Here is a 20126-nt window from a genome sequence, read left to right as displayed (position 1 = left end):
TCGTGAATGCTTTACTTTACTCTTATAGCCGATTGAATATTTTCTTGAAAAGGATGGCAATAAAATCCTTGTCTATTCTGACCGGAGCACATTCGCCGGATTGGTATTTGCTCCGCGCACGATTTGAAAGCTCACCGTGCCAAGGGCAACGATTGATAAAACCAGGAAGGGTACAAAGAACAAATCAAACGTCAAACCGATCTTGAACGCGAAATGATCGATCCATTCAGTGGCTCCGTACCAGACGATGGGTAGCGCGATCAAACTGGCGATGAAAAGGAGCTTGACAAACTGACCGGACAGCAATGACAGAATGCTGGCGACGGTGGCCCCCAATACTTTTCGGATGCTGATCTCTTTCGACCGTTGTGCCATGGTAAACGACGCCAGCCCCCACAAGCCCAGACAAGCTATGCTCACGGCGAGTATTGAAAACAAGATGAAGATACTTTCAAACTGCTTTTCGTCCTTGTATTGTTGGTTGAAAAAATCGTCTAGAAAATAATATTCAAACGGATTTCCAGGGAAGTAATCCTGATAAATGCTTTGCACTTGCGCGATGGCCTCGTGTGGGTTTGCATGCAGTTGTATGGAGAACAAATTGTAGTTGGCTTGCTGGGGCCGGAAGAGGATGGGCACGTATCCGGTTTTGAGCGAATTCCAATGAAAATTTTTGATAACACCCTGAATGGAAAATGGAGGACCGTCTCCAAGGACCAGCTTTTCGTGAAGGGCTTGTTCGGCAGTGCCCAATCCGAAACGATCGAGGACAGCTTCGTTTATAAACACAGCGCTCAGATCGGAAACGGCATCGGGATTCCAGGGTCTACCGGCGATCACTTGCATGCCATAGGTCTGGATAAAGTCAGTGTCGACCCAAATCACATGGATCGCCTCACGAACTTCTTTTTCGTGTTCCTTTCCCACGACAACCATGCCCGTGGTAAAGCTAAATCCTCCTCCCGGTACGGCCCCGGAAGAGGTGACGCTTTTTATAGCGGCAATTTTCAGCAGTTCATTTTTAAAGGAGAGCATTCGCTGATCGCTTGCTTCGTCGCAACAGATCTGAGGCCCGTTCACGATCAACATCTGATCCATGTTCAATCCCTTGTCGCGTGTTAACATGAAGTTCATCTGGCGGTAGATGATAAAGGTTCCGGCGATCAAAAGAAGCGAGGCCGTAAATTGAAAGACGACCAGGGCCTGACGCAAGGACAAGCTTCGTCCGGGTTTTGTTGTTTTACCCTTTAGCACGTCCGTGATCCTAAACGACGACAGCATAAACGCGGGATAGACGCCAGAGATAAAAGACCCAAAGAAGAACAATCCAAAAAGCATGACCCACAGCGACGGGCGAGTGAAATCGAACGAAATGTCCTTGCCCACGATCGTGCTCAACACGGGTAGCAGGAGCACCGCCAAACCTAGCGCCAGTGCGACGCTGATGAAATTGATGAGCAAGGATTCGAACATGAACTGGGTGACCAGTTGACTTTTTAACACACCCATGGCTTTTTTGATGCCTACTTCCTTCGCTCTTTCGGTGGCGCGGGCCGTGGAGAGATTGACGTAGTTGATCCAGGCAATGAAAAGAATGAAGAGTGATATCAGCAGAAAAAAATAGAGCGTGTTCAAGTGGCCATGGGCTTGATTCAGGTCGGGTGAAAAATTCACATCGACAAGCGGCTGGTAGGAGAGTGTCACGCCCAGCGGTTCTGTGCCCGTATGCTTGTCCATGAAGCGTTTTGTTTTGGCTTCCAGGGATTTCACATCCGTGTTGTCTGTCAATTTTACATACGTAACGAAATCCGTAGCAGTCCATGCGGCGCTGGGGTCTCTGTAGTATTCTATTTGCAATAGGTTATGCATGGAAAGCAGCATGTTGAACTGCAGTTGCGAATTTTGGGGCACGTCTTTTATGACAGCGGTCACGACAAAATCGCCGTCACCCCAATCTTTCATGCGAACATGCACCGTTTGCCCAACGGGGTTTGTTTGTTTGCCAAAATAACGCGCGGCGAGAGATTCGGTAATCACCATGGAAGAGGGGTTGTCCAGCGCGTGGGATGCGTCGCCCAGCAGCACGTCATAGGTGAATACGTCCAGAAAGGAAGAGTCCACAAAATAGGCGCTCTTCTCCTGGAAGAGCGCCGACTCACCCGACGGAGTTTTAAAGTTGATCAACGCAGCGCTTCCATACAGCGGATGGATGCGCACATAATTTTCTACCTCCGGTATTTCGTTCAGGAGAGCGGGCCCCAATCCATAACCGAATGTTGCAAACCAATCGTCTTTTTGATTTTTTCCATATTCTGTGAACGTCGTCCGGTAGATGTTGTCGGCATGTTTGTGGAACCGGTCATAGCTGAGCTCGAACGCAACGTATTTCCAGATCATGAGACATCCGGCAATACCCAGGGCAAACCCAAAAATCGTAATGAATGAGTATCCCATATGCTTGCGCAGATTGCGATACGCCAGGGTGATGTAAAATCGGATCATGGAGGTTCGGATTGGTCTGAAAAATATTCCTCTTTTCAGGTGCAATGACCTGTTAAGTAAAGATAGCGAATTAGCAGGTACACATCCGTTCTGTCAACCACAACGTCGCGACGGGTATCTTTCGCACAGGGCGCGGAACAACCTTATGCCTGGATAGGCCGTGTGGTAAAAAGTGCGTTCGAAGGTTTTCCAGACCGAACATAAAATAAGGCACAGCACCGAAGGATACGAGGCAATTCTTTTGTAACATTACTTACGAACAGGTATTGATAACCCCCTTCCGTATGAAACGTCACAGACTTAACTTCCTCATCGTACCGGTGTTCCTACTGATCACCATCACCGGTTTCGCACAGACCCCGCAACCTATAAGAATCGTCATGATTGGTGCGCACCCCGACGATTGTGATATCAAGGGTGGTGGCACCGCAGCGCTCTTTGCTGCGATGGGTTATGCCGTGAAATTTGTGGCCGTGACCAACGGCGATGCTGGTCATCAAACGACCGGTGGCGGCCCGCTGGCGAAACGCCGCTACGAAGAAGCACAAGAGTCGGCCCGTCGATTGGGGATCGCGGCCTATCACATACTGCCCAACCACGACGGCGAGCTGTTGCCCACGCTGAACGTGCGACTAGAGATCATCCGCGAGATCCGCGAGTGGAACGCTGATGTAGTGATCAGTCCCCGTCCGAACGACTATCACCCCGACCATCGCTACACGGGTGTGTTGGTGCAAGACGCCGCTTTCATGGTAGGCGTGCCCAACGTAGCCTCTGATGTACCGGCGCTGCGCAAGAACCCCGTGTTCCTCTATTTTGAAGATTACTTCCAACGCCCCAATCCCTTCCGCCCCGACATCTCTGTGGACATCACCGCGGTGTTCGACAAAAAAGTAAACGCCCTCGATGCCCATAGATCCCAGGTATACGAATGGCTTCCCTGGATTGGCAACTACGCCACCGAAGTACCCGCCGAAGGGCCCGGACGAATCAAATGGCTGGCCACACGCTACACCCGGAAAATAACCCCCGAAGCGCGCAAAACCCTGGAGACCGGCTACGGAAAAGAAAAAGCCCAAGCCGCCCAACACGCCGAATCATTCGAAATATGCGAATACGGCACCCAACCAACCCCCGAAGAAATACGCCGCCTATTTCCCATGATCAAAATGCCCTAGCCGGCCCGCAGTCCCATCATTTTGGTGTTCTCCCAAAAGAAGGGGTAACACCCGCTTGTTGGTGTCCCACCAACAAGCATTCCTTCGAGCCATATCAATAAAGGGCAGCCATTTCCATTCATTTTCCAGCGACAACCAAAGTGAAAACCCTGTTTAAACAGTTTTCTAACGGTCGCGAATACAAGTATGATTTCACCCCATTTTCACTTAGGAATCCTCCCTAAAATTCCTGATTTTTCGAATTATTTTATTTCCGATGAGGTTGTGCATTATTTTAATCTTTACCTGCCTGGGACTAACGGTTGGGTATGGACAGCAAGCGTCCGTAGACAGTTTGCTAAACCGCATTCCCTCCACCGACAGCCTCCGGGAGTTTCTTCCCAAAGACACACTGCTTCAAAAATCCCATCATAAAGTAGATTCCATACAATCGTCATTCTATCACGGTGCCGACAGTTTGAAAGGCATTTATCAACGCCCCATCAGCAAGCTGGATTCTGTACAGAACAAATTGCAACACCGGCTGGATAGTCTCACCACACTGAATCTCCCCACGGGCAAAGTAACCCATGCGCTGGATAGCGTAAACCAACTGCGCGAAAAGACCGTAGCCGGCTTCAACGAAAAATTGAATGCCTTAAAAGGAAAGACCACCGGCAAGCTCAAGCAACTCGATCTCCCACCCGAACTGAAAGGCAAAGTGTCGGCGGTGACCGGGAAGGTAGATGGTTTTCAAATTCCTGGTTCTGAACTTGGCCTGCCTGCTGTGGGGGGCACCTCGCTGGGCAAGATCGATGGACTGAACAAGATCAGCGGCGTGGACCTTCCTCAAACCGGAGGACTGGGAAGCATCCAAGACGCCGCCAAAGTGGGCGAGTTGCAGAACGTGACGAGCCAAATGGGTGAAGTGTCGAAGGTGACTGGCCAGGCCGGTGAGTATGCTACCCAATTGAAGGAAGTAAAGGCTGTGGCCGGCGGCGACTTGAGCAACACCGCGGAATTGTCGAAGACCGCCGAGACAAAGGCCGCAGAGCTGTCGGGTATAAAAGATCTCGAAGGACAAACGAAGGCACTCGACCAATACAAAGATATGGCAGGCAAGGCCGGCGACCCCGACGCCATGAAAGAAGAGGCCGTTACCAAAGTGAAACAGGTAGCCGTGAACCATTTCGCCGGCAAGGAGAAGCAACTCCAGGAGGCCATGGATATGGTGTCCAAATACAAACAGAAATACGGCAGCCTGAACAGCCTCAGCGACATTCCCAAAAAGCGCCCGAACGAAATGCGTGGCAAACCCTGGTATGAGCGCGTGCTCCCCGGCATTGCCATGCAAATGCAAAAGAAGGGTGAGGACTTGATGGTAGATTTCAATCCGTATGCAGGCTACCGCTTCACCGGTCGTATCACGGCCGGCGCGGGGTGGAACCAACGGGTTGCCTACAACACCAAACGAAATTACTTCGATCACTCCGCCCGCGTATATGGTCCGCGCGTCTATGGCGAGTTCAAACTCTGGAAAGGATTTTCTCCCCGCCTCGAAGTGGAGACCATGAACACCTTTGTGCCGCCCCTGACACGCGTTGCCATTCCCGATGCGGGCAGCCGCGAGTGGGTGTGGGGTGTGTTCACGGGGATGAAGAAGGAATATCGCTTCATCAAAAATGTGAAGGGCACAGCCTTGATCATGGTGCGCCTTTTCGATCCCCATCACAAAAGTCCCTATGCCGATGTGCTGAATGTGCGTTTTGGATTTGAGTTCCCCATCAAGAAAAAGCCAAAGACCGCGAAGGAAGCGAAGCCCTCAAAATCGTAAGCCCAACAAAAAAGTCGACTGCTTTCCAGGTTTTTAAAGCGCGTTCGTTTTTGTAACATACTGATAAATAGCCCTTTTGGGACGCGGAAAAATAATTTTTAAATAATTCCACAAACTCTATTGACTTAATAGATTTATAGCCTACATTTGTTTCATATTTATAAAGAATAGGGGAGAGAGCAGACTCGTTGAACCTATTGCAACCTCGCCTCATCACCGGGGAAAAGGTGCTAAATTCTGCCTAAATGATTAGGGAATATAAATAAGTACAAAAGCCATGAAAAACATTCAAAATCTCTCCTTCCTCTCACAAACGTGTTGTTGCTGTTGTTGACGGCCAGTCCACCTCCGCTTTATTCAATCGATTCACAACAACAAAAAAATCTTACGACCATGTCACAGACCGCATCGGTATTGTCATCCGAACAATCTTTGTATATCTCCACAGCAGAAGTTTCTTTTGCTCCTGCTAAACGTGTTGAAGCCGTTTCAACAAACCTGAATTTCGTTTTCGAAGAGAATGGTTTTTATATTCCCTCGACCGCCTTTGGGTACAACGACCGGGTGAGCCTGGCCTTTCAGGTGAAAGAAGCGTTTGCCGCCCACTTTATTTTGATCAAGGGGTTGATAGAATTCAACCGCTCCAAGGAGCTGAAGTTTGTGTTTAACCGCGATGAAAGATCTTTCGAGATCGATCTTGAAGCCGCACAACTTGACACGTTGAATACTTTCCTGGCCCATATCCACGCATTGCTTCAAAAAGAAATTCAATTCAAAGCCGTGTTGAAGAAAGTGATCGCCTTCGAAAATCACTACAAAGCACTTCGCGATGAAGTGTATGCCGAGCAACAAGCCGTGATCTAGCCCGGCTGAAGTTTCCAACTCTTTCTTATGGATGTTGATACCGGTGACGGCGAGGCGATCACCCGAATGTCCATGTTCTATTCTTCAATTTTCACCTTCCTATGCTAAATCTCGGCGGGCAAGCAAAGTCAACGCAGAAAGAAACTTTTGCTTGCCCGCCGAAGCTTTAGCGTAGGAGGGCCTTTTCTTTGCTCGCCGAAGCTTTAGCGAAGGTGAGGCGATTCAACATGAGTTCCGAGCCAACACGCTCCATTGACACCCTATCCTGAACATTTGTAAATAAATAAGTGTAAATGATACATTTTATCAAATGTATTTTTAAATTCGAGATCGTATTCAAAAGATTCATACGCTAAAAAAAAATGATATGAGACGATCCCAGGCGCTCCTCCGGCTATCGGCATTTCTGTTTTTATCAGGCTTTTCATTTTTATCCCTGCAAGCACAGACGGTACTGAATGTAAAAGTCGATCAACCACTCTCGAAAATTGAGCCCACCATGTGGGGAATATTTTTCGAAGACATCAATTTTGCGGCCGATGGCGGACTCTATGCCGAACTGGTGAAGAACCGCTCGTTTGAATTCGCCCAGCCGCTGATGGGATGGAAGGAGCAAAATAGCAACAAGTTCGCCATTGCCACCAACGCCGGGAGCGTGCTCATCCTGCATGAAGGCGGCGACACCAACCCGCGGATCGCCCGCGTAAACGTTCTGGCCGACAAAGGCTATGGCCTCACCAACGAAGGCTTTCGCGGCATGGGCATAAAGAAAGGTGCGACCTACACATTTTCGGTGCAGGCCCGTCAACAGCAGGGAAGCCCCGCGTTGCGGGTGGAACTCGTGGATGCCAGTGGCAAAATTTTGGGGACGACCAGTATTAGCCCAGCCGGTGGCGAATGGAAGAAATACACAGCAACGATCGTGGCTTCTGAAACAGAACCCAAAGCGCTGCTGAACATCTGGTTCGAAGGCAAAGGCGTCGTCGACATCGACATGGTCTCCTTGTTTCCAACCGACACCTGGAAAAATCGCCCGGGTGGTTTGCGCAAAGACCTTGTGCAGTTGCTGGCCGACATGAAGCCCGGCTTCATCCGATTCCCCGGCGGCTGCATCGTGGAAGGCCGCGAGCTGACCACGCGCTACCAATGGAAAAAGACGGTAGGCGATATCGAGCAACGCGAAATGATCGTGAACCGCTGGAATACAGAATTCACGCACCGTCCTGCGCCCGACTACTTTCAAACGTTCGGCCTCGGCTTCTTTGAATATTTTCAATTGGCCGAAGATGTGGGTGCCGAACCTTTGCCCATTCTCAACTGCGGCATGGCGTGCCAATTCAACTCCGCCGAAGTCGTGCCCATCAACCAACTGGATACCTATGTGCAAGATGCTCTCGACCTGATCGAGTTTGCCAATGGAAGCCCCGATTCGCCGTGGGGAAAACTGCGCAAGACCATGGGGCACGAAGCGCCGTTCCACCTGAAATACATTGGGGTGGGCAATGAACAGTGGGGTCCGCAGTATATCGAGCGCTACGCCGTGTTCTCGGCGATCATCAAAGCCAAGTACCCCGACATTCAAATTGTTTCCGCCGCCGGCCCTGCACCTTCCGGTGAACTTTTCGACTATGCCTCAAAGGAATTGAGAGATCTGAAAGCAGACCTCGTAGACGAGCATTACTACAGCAGTCCCGAATGGTTTTTGAAAAACGCCAACCGCTATGATGCCTACGACCGCAAGGGACCAAAAATATTTGCCGGCGAATATGCCGCACAAAGTGTCGCGACTGTGAGCCCGAAAAATGAAAACAACTGGCGCTGCGCCCTATCCGAAGCGGCCTTCATGACCGGCCTCGAACGCAACGCCGACCTCGTGCACATGGCTTCGTATGCGCCGCTGTTCGCCCACGTGGAAGCCTGGCAATGGACGCCCGACCTGATCTGGTTCGACAACCTCAACGCCTATGGCACACCCAACTATTATGTCCAAAAACTTTTCTCCACCAACAAAGGCACGCACGTGTTGCCGGTGACCGCACAAGGAGAAACCGTGGCCGGCAAGAATGGACTCTATGCATCGGCCGCGACCGATGTAAACGCCAAGACCATTTTAGTCAAACTGGTGAACGCAGGCGACGAACCACAGACCGTTACGCTTCAACTCTCCGGCGTACGAAAAATTTCACAAGCCGGGACTTTGACGGTGTTGAAAGGAAATCCCGACGAAGTGAATAACCTGGAGCACCCCACACAAATCCATCCCGAAGAACAACCCCTGAAGTGGAAAGGCAAGGATGTGAAGACGGTTCTGCCACCGCGTTCGTTTTCCGTGCTGAAGATTCCAACACTCTAGGTATTCATAATAACCCCAGGCTTTAGCCTGGGGTTATAGGAAAGTATTATTCCGATCGCAAAGACTTCACCGGGTTGGCCACCGCGGCGCGAATGGCTTGATAGCTGACTGTGATCAACGTCAACGCGATCGCGCCACCGGCCGAAACCGCGAAGACCCACCAATTTAACTCGGTGTGGTAGGGGAAACTGAGCAGCCACTCCTGTAGAAAATAATAAGCAACCGGAATCGCGAGGACGCACGCCACCACCACCAGGGCAACAAAGTCAAGCGAAAGCATCCGCCACAAGTTGGCCACGGAGGCACCCAGCACTTTGCGGATGCCGATCTCCTTGGTGCGTTGCTCTGCCACAAACGACGCGAGACCGAACAAACCCAGGCAGCTGATAAAGATGGCAAATACGGTGAAGAACGACGCCAGCTTGCCGATGCGTTCTTCGGCGTCGAACTTGGCGGCATACGTATCGTCCACGAATTTGTATTCGAACGGTGTGCTGGGAATGATCTTTTTGAAGATGGCCTCTGTTTCGGCCAGGGTCTCGTGGGCGCTTCGTGCGGGGTTGAGCTTGAGCAGCATCCAGTTCGTGTAGCGATCGTTCATGAAGTAAATGGTCTGGCGCACGGGCTTATACGGCGACTCAGTGATCATGTCTTTTACAATCCCGATCACATGCAACCGGTCGCTGCCCCAGGTGACTTCCATGCCGATGGGATCTTTTATCCCCATATATTTTGCCGCCGCTTCGTTGATGATCACCGCGGAGGAGTCCGCGGGAAAATCGCGTGAAAAATTTCTTCCCTCTTTCATTTTCCAGCCAATGGTGGGCCCGTACTCCGCGGTGATAAAGATGGCCCCGAAATCTTCGGCGAGACCGGGATCCTTGCCGCTCCACGTAAAACCGTTGCTGTTCAACCATACGTCGGTGATGGGGCTTGACGATTCGGCCATGTCTTCGATGGTCCCCGCTTGTTTGAGCGCCGTCCGGAGGGCATCGAATTTGCCAAAGAATTCCGGACCACTCATTTGGATCGAAACAAGTCCTTCGCGCGTGTAGCCCGCCGGCCGGCTCTTTGTAAATTGAATTTGCTGATACACCAGCGTAGTGCCAATGATGAGGGCAACCGACACCGTGAACTGCACCACGACCAACACCTTGCGCGGCAGCGAAGCCCGCGGCCCGGTTTTGAAAGTCCCCTTGAGCACTTTGACCGGCTGAAACGATGACAGGTACAGCGAGGGATAGGAGCCCGCCAATAAGCTGGTAACAAAAATGAACCCCGCACTGATCAACCAGAACACCGGGTTGAGCCACGTGATGACAATGTGTTTATCGGCCAGTTCATTGAACCACGAAAGTGACGCGCCCGCAAGCGCCAGCGCGATGGCGAAGGCAAGCGTCACCACCAGGAACGATTCGCTCAGAAATTGATAGACCAATTGACGGCGCACAGAGCCCATCGTCATACGAATGCCGACTTCCTTGGCGCGTTTTTCAGAACGGGCTGTGCTCAGGTTCATGAAGTTGATGCAGGCGAGTAACAATACGAAGACACCAATAGCGCCAAACAACAAAACCATTTGGATCCGTCCGCCGCTGTGAACGCCATTCTTCCATTCGGAATGCAGGCGCCAATCGCGCATGGGATGAAGAAAGATGCGGGGATGCAGCACGGCTTCTTCTTTTGAGTTTTTGGCCTTTGCATTTTCAATTTTCTTCGACACATCATGGATGTCGGCATGCGGATTGAGTTGGGCAAACAGTTGGAACGAGTTGTTCCCCCAGTTGGTGGCCGAGGGCTTTATCCACGGTTCGGTGGTCACATAAAGATCCCACGTGCTGATGAATTGAAAGTCGCGGAAAGTAGTATTGTGCGGAAGGTCTTCGTAGACGCCGGTGATTTTCGCATCATGGCGGCCGTCGATGCGAATGGTTTGATTGAGCGGGTCGCTTGTGCCGAACAACGCGCGGGCGGTGGAAGCGGAAACCAAAACCGAGTTCGCATCGCGGAGGCCGTCGCGCGTGCCGGCGATCATGTGCAGGGAGATCATTTCGGGGAAATCGGGCTGAACGTAAATGCCCAACTTCGTGATCTTTTCTTCGTCGTGGCTGAGCGCGTGATAATTGATCCACGTGGCCAACACGATGTATTTGAAATCGGCACCGTAGGTGTTTCGCAGCTCGGTTTCCAACGGCCAGGGAATGGCAGGTTGTGTGATCACGGCGCCATCAACGGTTTGGTGTTGCATGACCTGCACGATGTCGTTGTAGTTTTCGTGATAGGTGTCGAACGACAATTCGTCGTAGATCCACAACCCGATGAGCATCGCCACCATGAGCCCCATCGCCAGGCCGCCAATGTTAATAAAGGAATAGCCTTTGTTTTTTACCAGGTTTCGCCACCCGATCTTGAAGTAACTTTTATACATGCTGTAATGATTTATGGGTTGATGATCGCGCAGTGGACGGATGATGCCGGGCCTGAACATCTGCAGCACATCCACGACAAATTTCCGATCAGCCTTGCGCTTCCCCCAAGCTGCACAGCGCTCGTTATATAATTCCATCAGGTCGCCTTCGAGGTGATTGCACAGCCGGGGCTTGCAGTACCAGCGGAAGAACCGAAGGAAGAGTTGGGGTGGGCGCGGGCGGCTCATACGATCTTTACTTGCAGCGCTATTTTCGGGATCGCACGCCACAGTTCTTCGCGCGTGTTCCGCGAATACTCCATGGCTCTTTTGCCAAGCGCCGTGATCTGGTAATATTTTCGCGGCCGGCCGGCCCGCTCTTCGGTGGCTTCGCCGTCGAACGTTTTCAGATAGCCTTTGTCTTCCAAACGCGTAAGCGCGGTGTGGAGTGCACCCATGCTCACATTTCGCGACAGCCGCGTCTCGATATCTTTTTTTATGGATACGCCATAGGCTTCGTTATACAGAATGCCAACCGTAAGCATGACGATCTCTTCAAATTCGCCCAGTTGATATTTCTTCATGGAAAAAGTTATTTTCCTAAATGTAGGAATAATAATGATGCCAGAATTTGCCGGATGCGAATTCAGACCAAAAAGCGATGACGGCAGGAGAGAGGTTGTTCGGTTGCGGACGAATAGCGGACAACCGGTGGGGATCTAAAATAAAAGCGCATACGGGCTTATCCGTATGCGCCGATGCTGGTGATACAACGTTGTGTTATGGTTTTGGATTTGGAACAAGTTTTCCTTCGGAATCAAAATGATAAGACTGTGGTTGTCCCCCTGTATTCATTTGGAGTATGTAGCCATCGTTGGAATTGCTTTTATAGATCGGGGAATTCTCCCAGCCTTTGTATTGCGGATCTTGCAAGGTTTGCCGCATGCCCGATGGAATGTCTGCAGGTTTGATCGGGGTCATATCCTTCTGATAGTTCTGTCCTGGCTGTGGCGTGGCTGCTGGTTGCGGCTGCTGCGTTGGGCTGGGTTGGGGTGAAGCGGCCGGAGGCGTGGCGTTCCGCTTTGTGCCGGTTGTGTCGTTCTGCGCATAGGTGGCCGTGATGCTAAACAGCAAAGCACCGGCGGCGATTAACATTATCTTTTTCATGACGTGTTTGTTTTTGATGAAGTTGTTTTTCTAAACATCACAGTAAAATCATGCCAGCAGAAAAGTATACTGGAAGGTCCGCGAACGAGTGTATAGGATAAAAAATCCGCCACGCTTGCATTGTGCGTGAGCGAGTATTTCACAAACTGTTGTCTTGTGAGGAATTTCGACAACACGCGTTCATACATCCGGACGCTTCGGTATTTCGTTCGGAGCCGGCGGAGGTGTTGTCAAAGGCTCGTGTTCCGGTTTTATCTCCGGCTCCTTGCGGGGCCATACGTTCGGTTCGGGCTCTTTTCCCGGTTTTATTTCCGGCTCTTTCCCCGGCACCGGTACTTCGCCCGGTTTGTCCATCCGATTAAACCTCATGGTTAGCATAGTTGCATCATTGTTTTCACCTTTCAACAAAATGAAGTATCAAAAAAATGTGCCAACCTCATTCCGAAACCCTTTGCGCTGACTAGCGCTTGCCCGCCGAAGCTTTAGTGAAGGAGGGTCTTTCTTTGCGGTGAAAAATGATAATTTTGCCGCATGAAAATTCCCCAGGCCATCCTCTTCGATCTCAACGGCACTATGATTGACGACATGCATTTCCACCTCGACGTCTGGCACAGCGTAGTGAACCAACTCGGTGCCCAACTTAGCCGGGAGCAAGTAAAGCTGCAGATGTACGGTACAAATCCCGAATTTCTCGGTCGCATTTTTGGTGTGGGGCACTTCACACCGGAACAAGTGGAGGCCATCACCGTGGAGAAAGAACGTGAATATCAAACCGTCTATAAGCCGCATCTTAAATTGATCCAAGGCCTACCTCAATTTCTGGAGCGCGCGCAAAAGAACAACATCAAATGGGCATCGGTTCGGCGGCGCCGCCGGTCAATGTTGACTTCGCGTTGGACAATCTGAAGATCCGTCAAATTTTTGGAGCGATCGTAAGCGCAGCCGACGTGCAAAAAAGCAAGCCGGATCCCGAGGTCTTCTTAAAGGTAGCGCGGCAGTTAGGCGTGGCACCCGAAAATTGTGTCGTGTTCGAAGATGCTCCAAAAGGTGTGGAGGCTGCTCTGAATGCCGGCATGAAAGCCGTGGCCATCACCACCATCCACGAGGGGGAGGATTTTAAACAATATCCCAACGTGCTGCTCGTCATTAAGGACTATACCGACCCGCGACTGACCGACCTAAACCCGTAACGTCCAGTTATTTCCGGCCCTTTTTGCCGGTTGTTAGGAAGCGGGTAGGGACCGGCAAAAGCCCATTCCTTTTCATTTTTTTATTAATTGTTTGTTTTACACTTATAAAATTAGTGTATCTTTCGTCATTCAAACGATTGAATGACAATGAACCAGGCATATGTTATTGGGCTGGATTATGGAACGGACTCGGTTCGCGCCATGATCGCCGACGCACGGACAGGCGAAGAGATGGCCTCCTCTGTGTATGCATACCCTCGCTGGCGCGATGGACTTTTCTGCGATCCCTCGCGAAACCAATTCCGTCAGCACCCGCAAGATTATATAGAAGGACTGGAGGCCACCGTCAAAGCGTGTCTGCAACAGGCCGGTCCCACGGTGCGGGCCAACGTCAAGGCCATCGCGGTGGACACCACCGGTTCGACACCTGTGGCGGTAAACAAAATTGGAACACCGCTGGCGCTGACACCGGGGTTTGAAAACAATCCCAACGCCATGTTCGTGTTGTGGAAAGACCACACCAGCGTTAAAGAAGCCGCCGAGATCAACCAACATGCTCTGGGCTTCGATGTGAACTATCTCCAGTTCGTGGGCGGCATCTATTCTTCCGAATGGTTTTGGGCAAAACTTCTTCACGTGTTGCGTGCCGACACCGCGGTGAGAGGCGCCCTCTATTCCTGGGTGGAGCATTGCGACTGGATTCCCTTCCTGCTCACGGGCGGCAACAACGTCCACGCCTTGAAGCGCGGCGTTTGCTCCGCAGGGCACAAAGCGCTATGGTCAGCCGAATACAACGGACTTCCCCCGGATGTATTTTTCTCTTCCCTCGATCCCTTGTTGAAAGGATTTACCGATCGTCTCTTTAAAGAAACCTATACAGCCGACAAGCCTGCAGGAAGGCTCAGCGCAGAATGGGCCATACGTCTCGGTTTGAATGCGGACATCGTGGTGAGCGTTGGCGCTTTCGATTGCCACATGGGTGCGGTCGGTGGACAAATAGAACCCTACCACCTCAGCAAAGTGATGGGCACATCGACCTGCGACATGATGGTTGTTCCTCTGCAGGACATGGAAGACAAACTCGTGCGCGGCATTTGCGGACAGGTGAGCGGTTCCATTATTCCCGGCATGATGGGATTGGAAGCTGGACAATCCGCATTCGGTGACACCTATGCATGGTTTAAAGATCTATTGCTCTGGCCCTTGGAAGCCTTGTTGAAGTCATCGTCGTTGATCTCTCCCGAGCTCGCCGACAAGCTTAGCGAAGAGCTCTCCGGCAAGATCATCCCCGAGCTTTCACGCCAGGCCCTAGCCTTGCCGTTGGATGAAACCGGTGAGCTGGGTGTCGATTGGCTGAACGGCCGGCGAACACCCGATGCCAACCAATTGCTGAAAGGCGCCATGACCGGCCTGAACCTGGGCACGGACGCACCCCGGCTTTTCCGGGCTTGGGTGGAGGCGACATGTTTTGGAGCCAAGGCAATTGTGGATCGCTTCAATGATGAGCATGTACCCGTAAGAGGTCTCATTGGTTTAGGAGGTGTCGCCAGGCGATCACCCTATATTATGCAAGTCATGGCCGACGTGATGAACATGCCGTTGCGCATCCACCGGTCGGAGCAAACCTGCGCTGCCGGAGCCGCCATGTTTGCTGCCACGGCTGCCGGGCTGTATCCCAAAGTGGAAGATGCCATGCACGCCATGGGGCAAGGGTTTGACCAGGAGTATAAACCGAATGCAACAGCGGCAGCATTATACGCCAAGCGCTATCAACAGTATCTGGATCTGGGTGCCGTATTGGAAAACAAAGAGCTTCCATTAGCGGTAGAATACAAAAAATAGATCCGTTAAAATTTAGTTTTTTAAAGCATGAGTCAATACGACCACATAAAAGAATCGGCCTACCGGGCCAACCTGCAGCTGCCCAAGCTGGGACTGGTGATCTTTACGTTTGGAAATGTGAGTGCGGTAGACCGGGCGTTGGGTGTTTTTGCTATCAAGCCCAGCGGTGTGCCCTATGAAGATCTGCGACCGGAGAGTATGGTGATCGTCGATTTTAATGGGAAGACCGTGGAAGGAAAACTTCGACCTTCGTCGGATACAAAAACACACGCTGTGTTGTACAAACATTGGGAAAACATCGGGGGCATTGTGCACACGCACTCCACGTATGCCACGGCCTGGGCCCAGGCGCAGCGCGACATCCCCATCTTTGGCACCACCCACGCCGATCACAACACGGTGGATATTCCCTGTGCACCACCGATGGCCGACGACATGATCAAAGGAGACTATGAATTCGAAACGGGTTATCAGATCATGAAATGCCTGAACGAGCGCAAGCTGAGTTATGAAGAAATTGAAATGATGCTGGTGGGTAACCACGCGCCGTTCACCTGGGGAAAAACGCCCGAAAAGGCCGTCTACAACAGTGCCGTATTGGAATCCATCGCTCAAATGGCCCTTTACACAGAACAGATCAATCCAAAGGCACCCCGGCTCAAGGATTCGCTCATTAGAAAACATTTCGAACGCAAACACGGACCCGACTCCTACTACGGTCAGTCCTGATACCATTCAATTTAAAATTCAAACAATAGAAAATAAACCGCCCGTCATGAAGGACCTGAAGACATTTGAAGCCTGGTTTGTTACCGGCAGCCAGCATTTATATGGCGAAGAAACGCTGAAAAAAGTAGCGGAGCATTCCCAGCAAATAGCCAAAGCGTTGGATGCGGCAAAAGACATTCCCGTGAAAGTTGTTTTCAAACCCGTATTGAAATCATCGGAAGAAATTTACAGACTTTGCCAGGAAGCCAATGCCGCCCCAAACTGCATCGGCATCGTAGCCTGGATGCATACGTTCTCGCCGGCCAAAATGTGGATCGGTGGTTTGAAAATACTGAACAAGCCTTTGCTGCACCTGCACACGCAATTCAACCGCGACATTCCCTGGGGCACGATCGATATGGACTTCATGAACCTGAACCAAAGCGCCCACGGCGACCGCGAGTTTGGCTTCATCATGTCGCGGATGCGCCTGGAACGCAAGGTGGTAGTGGGCCACTGGGAAGACAAAGGCGTGCAGCAAAAGCTGAACGTGTGGATGCGCGCCGCGTGCGGATGGCATGATCTGCAGGGTGCCAAGTTTTGCCGTTTTGGTGACAACATGCGCCAAGTGGCCGTGACGGATGGCGATAAAGTAGAGGCGGAGATCAAATTCGGTTATGCCGTGAATGGTTATGGCATTGGCGACCTGGTGAGCGTGATCAACGCCGTTCCGGAAGGCGAGATCAATGCCCTGCTGGACGAATATGCTTCGAAATATACACTGGCCGATACGTTGCAAAAAGCAGGCGGCAAACATGCCTCCCTGCGCGATGCCGCCCGGATCGAATGCGGGTTGCGTGCGTTCCTGAAACAAGGTGATTTCAAAGGATTCACCGACACCTTTGAAGACCTGCATGGCCTCGTGCAATTGCCGGGCATCGCGATGCAACGCCTCATGGCCGAAGGCTATGGCTTTGGCGCGGAAGGCGACTGGAAAACGGCTGCCCTCGTGCGTGCCATGAAAGTGATGGCCACCGGCTTGAAAGGCGGCAACTCCTTTATGGAAGACTATACCTATCATTTTGATCCCGCACAGCAACTGGTGCTGGGCGCCCACATGCTGGAGATCTGCGAGTCGATCGCCGACGGAAAGCCTTCGTGCGAGATTCATCCACTGGGCATCGGTGGCAAGGCCGACCCGGTTCGCCTCGTGTTCAACAGTGCACCGGGTGCTGCACTCAATGCGTCGATCATCGACATGGGCAATCGGTTCAGGTTGCTCGTCAACGATGTGGAGGCCGTGAAGCCGCCCCATGACTTGCCAAAACTTCCCGTGGCCCGCGTGTTGTGGAAACCCTTCCCGGATATGCCAACCGGTTGTGCGGCCTGGATCCTGGCCGGCGGCGCCCACCATACCTGCTACAGCCAAAACCTGACATCGGAACATCTCCAGGACTTTGCCGAGATGGCGGGCATCGAGTTTGTGCTGATCGGAAAAAATACAAACCTGTACGATTTCAAAAATATGCTTCGCTGGAACGAAGTGTATTACCGCTAAAATCAAAATCCCCAGTTGATCATCCCAAACCATCACCCTAATTCCCGACCGCATGAACAAAGCACTCGTATTTGAAGACTATCTTGTTTTTGTCATCTACTTTTTGATCGTTGCCGGGTATGGGTATTGGGTATACCAGCGAAAGAAGAAAGCCGTCACCGACACCAAGGACTTTTTCCTGGCCGAAGGCTCGCTCACGTGGTGGGCCATCGGCGCGTCGTTGATCGCTTCCAACATTTCGGCGGAACAATTCATCGGCATGAGCGGTGAGGGATATTTTGTGGGCATTGCCGTGGCGGCGTATGAATGGATTGCCGCGATCGCGTTGATCATTATTGCCGTGTGGTTCATCCCGATCTACCTGAAAAATAAGATCTACACCATGCCGCAGTTTTTGAAGACGCGCTACAACGAAACGGTGGCGCTGATCATGGCGGTGTTCTGGTTGTTCTTGTATGTCTTTGTCAACCTCACGTCTATTTTGTACCTCGGCGCGGTGGCCATCAACGGTTTGGTGGGCGGCGAGTCGTTGCACATGCTGATGATCGGGCTGGCGATTTTTGCGTTGGTGATCACGCTCGGCGGCATGAAGGTGATCGGCTATACCGATGTGATCCAGGTGGGGGTGCTCATTATTGGCGGGTTGGCCACGATCTATCTCGCCCTGGTAATGGTGAGTGAAAAATTTGGCGTGGGATCCAGCGCGATAGAAGGTTTTAAAGTATTGATGAAAGAGGCTCCGGATCATTTTCATATGATCCTGTCCAAGCCAGGCCCCGATGCCTCACAGGAGTACATCAACAAGTATCTCGTGTTGCCGGGTATTGCTATGTATTTTGCGGGGCAGTGGATCGTGAACTTGAACTACTGGGGATGCAATCAATACATCACACAACGCGCATTGGGAGCCGACCTCCAGACGGCGCGCACGGGGATTCTTTTCGCGGGTCTTCTCAAACTGATGATGCCGGTCATTGTGATGTTGCCAGGCATCGCCGCGTTTGTGTTGTATAAGAACGGCCACCTTCCCCAACTGGAAGGCGGGAGCAAAGACGGAGCCTATTCGGCCATCCTCGGTTTTCTTCCCAGTGGCTTGAAAGGGTTGTCCATCGCGGCCCTCACGGCGGCGATCGTAGCGTCGCTGGCCGGAAAGCTCAATAGCATTTCCACCATTTTCACGCTCGACATCTATAAGAAATACATCCGCACGGATGCCAACGAGCAGGGTATGGTTTGGGTTGGGCGGCTCACGGTGCTGGGCGCCATGTTGCTGGCGCTGATCTTTACCTGGAAAGACCTGCTGGGCATTGGCGGGGAAGGGGGGTTCACCTTCATCCAGAAATATACCGGGTTCATTAGCCCGGGGGTGTTTGCCATGTTCATCCTGGGCATGTTTTGGAAACGCACAACGGGTGCCGCGGCGGTGGCCGGTGTGATCACGGGATTCCTGTTGTCGGTGTTCTTCAACCAGTTTGCGCCCCAGGTGTTGGGCAACGAGACCCTGTTTTATACCGCCTATCCGAACGGCCGCGGAGGCTTTGAGATCCCCTTCCTGATTGCCATGGGACTGTCATTTCTCTTTACCATGATCGTGATGATCCTCATGAGCCTTGCCGGCCCGAAGGTGAACCCGAAAGCCTTTGCCATCGACTGGGAGATGTTCAAGGTGAAAACGTCCACCCAAGTCCTGATCCTGGTCACCATTTTAATATTGATGGCATTGTACGTCAAGTTTTGGTAATATTCAGGATATTAGTGCCTATTCAAATTTTGGCGAATGGATATTGGAAAGTACAAGAGCAACGATAGAATACTGGTCGCCGTAGACTGCATCATCTTTGGCTTCGACGGCGAGGCCCTAAAGGCTTTGTTGATCAAGCGGAGCCTTCAGCCTGAAAAAGGCAAGTGGTCGCTGATGGGCGGCTTTGTGAATCAGGACGAGAGCACGGACGAAGCCGCCACCCGGGTGTTGCGGCAGCTCACCGGTATCGAGAACATCTACATGGAGCAGCTCTATTGCTTCAGCGAGGTGAACCGCGACACGGCAGGGCGCGTCATCTCCATCGCCTACTTTGCCCTCATCAACATTGCCGACTACAATGAGCAGTTGCAGAACGAACACGAGGCACGGTGGTTTCCGTTAGATAAGATCCCGACCCTGGTGTTCGATCACAAAGAAATGGTGGCCACGGCAAAGGACCGGTTGCAGTCCAAGGTCGCCAATCACCCCATCGGTTTTGAATTGTTGCCCGAGAAGTTCACCCTGCCCCAATTGCAAAATCTCTACGAAGCCATCTACGAAAGCAAACTGGACAAACGCAACTTCACCAAGAAGATCCTTTCGCTCAGCATCCTGAACAAGCTGGACGAAAAAGAAAAAGTGTCATCCAAAAAAGGAGCGTTCTACTATGTGTTCGACAAGAGCAAGTACCGCAAGCTCCACCGTGAAGGCGTAAAATTCGTGTAGCCTCACCCTCGCTTCTCGCGGGGCAATTTTAAAAGTCCTCCCTGCCGGGTTATACCGTCGTGCAATTTTTTGTTATA

The 20126-nt window shown here is 51.7% G+C and carries 13 protein-coding genes, 1 pseudogene and 1 riboswitch; of the genes and pseudogenes, 10 read left to right on the top strand and 4 right to left on the bottom strand.

From position 1 onward, the window contains the following. Positions 1–72: 72 nt before the first annotated feature. Positions 73–2502 carry an ABC transporter permease gene (locus D4L85_RS32600; protein WP_119758284.1) on the bottom strand — a complete coding sequence of 810 codons (2430 nt, stop codon included), beginning with the start codon at positions 2500–2502 and terminating at the stop codon, positions 73–75. Between the two features lie 284 nt (positions 2503–2786). Between D4L85_RS32600 and D4L85_RS32595 the strand changes: the two genes are divergently transcribed. The 4 genes from D4L85_RS32595 (at position 2787) to D4L85_RS32580 (ending at position 8710) form a co-directional block, all read left to right on the top strand. Then, positions 2787–3680, top strand: coding sequence for a PIG-L deacetylase family protein (locus D4L85_RS32595; protein ID WP_119758283.1), 894 nt, complete (start codon positions 2787–2789; stop codon positions 3678–3680). Positions 3681–3936: 256 nt separating this feature from the next. Then, the gene (locus D4L85_RS32590) at positions 3937–5493 is read left to right on the top strand and encodes a hypothetical protein (RefSeq protein ID WP_119758282.1); all 1557 of its coding nucleotides are present in this window, start codon (positions 3937–3939) and stop codon (positions 5491–5493) included. Between the two features lie 155 nt (positions 5494–5648). After that, positions 5649–5758, top strand: a riboswitch (SAM riboswitch). 128 nt (positions 5759–5886) lie between these two features. Then, positions 5887–6357 carry a hypothetical protein gene (locus tag D4L85_RS34595; protein ID WP_160144148.1) on the top strand — a complete coding sequence of 157 codons (471 nt, stop codon included), beginning with the start codon at positions 5887–5889 and terminating at the stop codon, positions 6355–6357. A 367-nt stretch (positions 6358–6724) separates the two neighbouring features. Continuing rightward, on the top strand, positions 6725–8710 hold the full coding sequence (locus D4L85_RS32580; RefSeq protein ID WP_119758280.1) for an alpha-L-arabinofuranosidase C-terminal domain-containing protein: 1986 nt from the start codon (positions 6725–6727) through the stop codon (positions 8708–8710). Between the two features lie 46 nt (positions 8711–8756). Here D4L85_RS32580 and D4L85_RS32575 read toward each other — a convergent pair whose 3' ends face one another. The 3 genes from D4L85_RS32575 to D4L85_RS32565 all read right to left on the bottom strand — a co-directional run bounded on the left by D4L85_RS32575 (position 8757) and on the right by D4L85_RS32565 (position 12284). Continuing rightward, positions 8757–11366, bottom strand: coding sequence for an ABC transporter permease (locus tag D4L85_RS32575; RefSeq protein ID WP_228450704.1), 2610 nt, complete (start codon positions 11364–11366; stop codon positions 8757–8759). After that, positions 11363–11701, bottom strand: a complete 339-nt coding sequence (locus tag D4L85_RS32570) for a PadR family transcriptional regulator (protein ID WP_119758279.1) — start codon at positions 11699–11701, stop codon at positions 11363–11365. Before D4L85_RS32570 ends, D4L85_RS32575 begins: the two co-directional genes overlap by 4 nt. 196 nt (positions 11702–11897) lie before the next feature. Continuing rightward, the gene (locus tag D4L85_RS32565) at positions 11898–12284 is read right to left on the bottom strand and encodes a hypothetical protein (RefSeq protein WP_119758278.1); all 387 of its coding nucleotides are present in this window, start codon (positions 12282–12284) and stop codon (positions 11898–11900) included. A gap of 531 nt (positions 12285–12815) precedes the next feature. Here D4L85_RS32565 and D4L85_RS34965 point away from each other — a divergent pair. The 6 genes and pseudogenes from D4L85_RS34965 to D4L85_RS32530 all read left to right on the top strand — a co-directional run bounded on the left by D4L85_RS34965 (position 12816) and on the right by D4L85_RS32530 (position 20049). Then, positions 12816–13474, top strand: a pseudogene (locus tag D4L85_RS34965) (HAD family hydrolase). A 147-nt stretch (positions 13475–13621) separates the two neighbouring features. Then, positions 13622–15316: a ribulokinase gene (locus D4L85_RS32550; protein ID WP_119758276.1), complete on the top strand. Its 1695-nt coding sequence runs from the start codon at positions 13622–13624 to the stop codon at positions 15314–15316. 27 nt (positions 15317–15343) lie between these two features. Further along, positions 15344–16045, top strand: a complete 702-nt coding sequence (locus D4L85_RS32545) for an L-ribulose-5-phosphate 4-epimerase (RefSeq protein ID WP_119758275.1) — start codon at positions 15344–15346, stop codon at positions 16043–16045. Between the two features lie 46 nt (positions 16046–16091). After that, positions 16092–17582, top strand: coding sequence for an L-arabinose isomerase (gene araA / locus D4L85_RS32540; protein WP_119758274.1), 1491 nt, complete (start codon positions 16092–16094; stop codon positions 17580–17582). A gap of 52 nt (positions 17583–17634) precedes the next feature. After that, positions 17635–19323 carry a sodium:solute symporter family transporter gene (locus D4L85_RS32535; RefSeq protein ID WP_119758273.1) on the top strand — a complete coding sequence of 563 codons (1689 nt, stop codon included), beginning with the start codon at positions 17635–17637 and terminating at the stop codon, positions 19321–19323. A 36-nt stretch (positions 19324–19359) separates the two neighbouring features. Continuing rightward, a complete protein-coding gene (locus D4L85_RS32530; protein WP_119758272.1) occupies positions 19360–20049 on the top strand; it encodes an NUDIX hydrolase in 690 nt (229 codons plus the stop codon). The last annotated feature ends 77 nt before the right edge of the window (positions 20050–20126 follow it).

The sequence above is a fragment of the Chryseolinea soli genome, from assembly GCF_003589925.1.
Taxonomy (GTDB): domain Bacteria; phylum Bacteroidota; class Bacteroidia; order Cytophagales; family Cyclobacteriaceae; genus Chryseolinea; species Chryseolinea soli.
Note: the sequence above shows the minus strand (reverse complement) of the source record. Positions and strands in the feature narration are given on the sequence as shown.

Bases quoted from the DNA above. Each gene is read 5' to 3' on its own strand.
- D4L85_RS32600 (WP_119758284.1), bottom strand. From the start codon at position 2,502: ATGATCCGATTTTACATCACCCTGGCGTATCGCAATCTGCGCAAGCAT.
- D4L85_RS32595 (WP_119758283.1), top strand. From the start codon at position 2,787: ATGAAACGTCACAGACTTAACTTCCTCATCGTACCGGTGTTCCTACTG.
- D4L85_RS32590 (WP_119758282.1), top strand. From the start codon at position 3,937: ATGAGGTTGTGCATTATTTTAATCTTTACCTGCCTGGGACTAACGGTT.
- D4L85_RS34595 (WP_160144148.1), top strand. From the start codon at position 5,887: ATGTCACAGACCGCATCGGTATTGTCATCCGAACAATCTTTGTATATC.
- D4L85_RS32580 (WP_119758280.1), top strand. From the start codon at position 6,725: ATGAGACGATCCCAGGCGCTCCTCCGGCTATCGGCATTTCTGTTTTTA.
- D4L85_RS32575 (WP_228450704.1), bottom strand. From the start codon at position 11,366: ATGAGCCGCCCGCGCCCACCCCAACTCTTCCTTCGGTTCTTCCGCTGG.
- D4L85_RS32570 (WP_119758279.1), bottom strand. From the start codon at position 11,701: ATGAAGAAATATCAACTGGGCGAATTTGAAGAGATCGTCATGCTTACG.
- D4L85_RS32565 (WP_119758278.1), bottom strand. From the start codon at position 12,284: ATGAAAAAGATAATGTTAATCGCCGCCGGTGCTTTGCTGTTTAGCATC.
- D4L85_RS32550 (WP_119758276.1), top strand. From the start codon at position 13,622: ATGAACCAGGCATATGTTATTGGGCTGGATTATGGAACGGACTCGGTT.
- D4L85_RS32545 (WP_119758275.1), top strand. From the start codon at position 15,344: ATGAGTCAATACGACCACATAAAAGAATCGGCCTACCGGGCCAACCTG.
- araA (WP_119758274.1), top strand. From the start codon at position 16,092: ATGAAGGACCTGAAGACATTTGAAGCCTGGTTTGTTACCGGCAGCCAG.
- D4L85_RS32535 (WP_119758273.1), top strand. From the start codon at position 17,635: ATGAACAAAGCACTCGTATTTGAAGACTATCTTGTTTTTGTCATCTAC.
- D4L85_RS32530 (WP_119758272.1), top strand. From the start codon at position 19,360: ATGGATATTGGAAAGTACAAGAGCAACGATAGAATACTGGTCGCCGTA.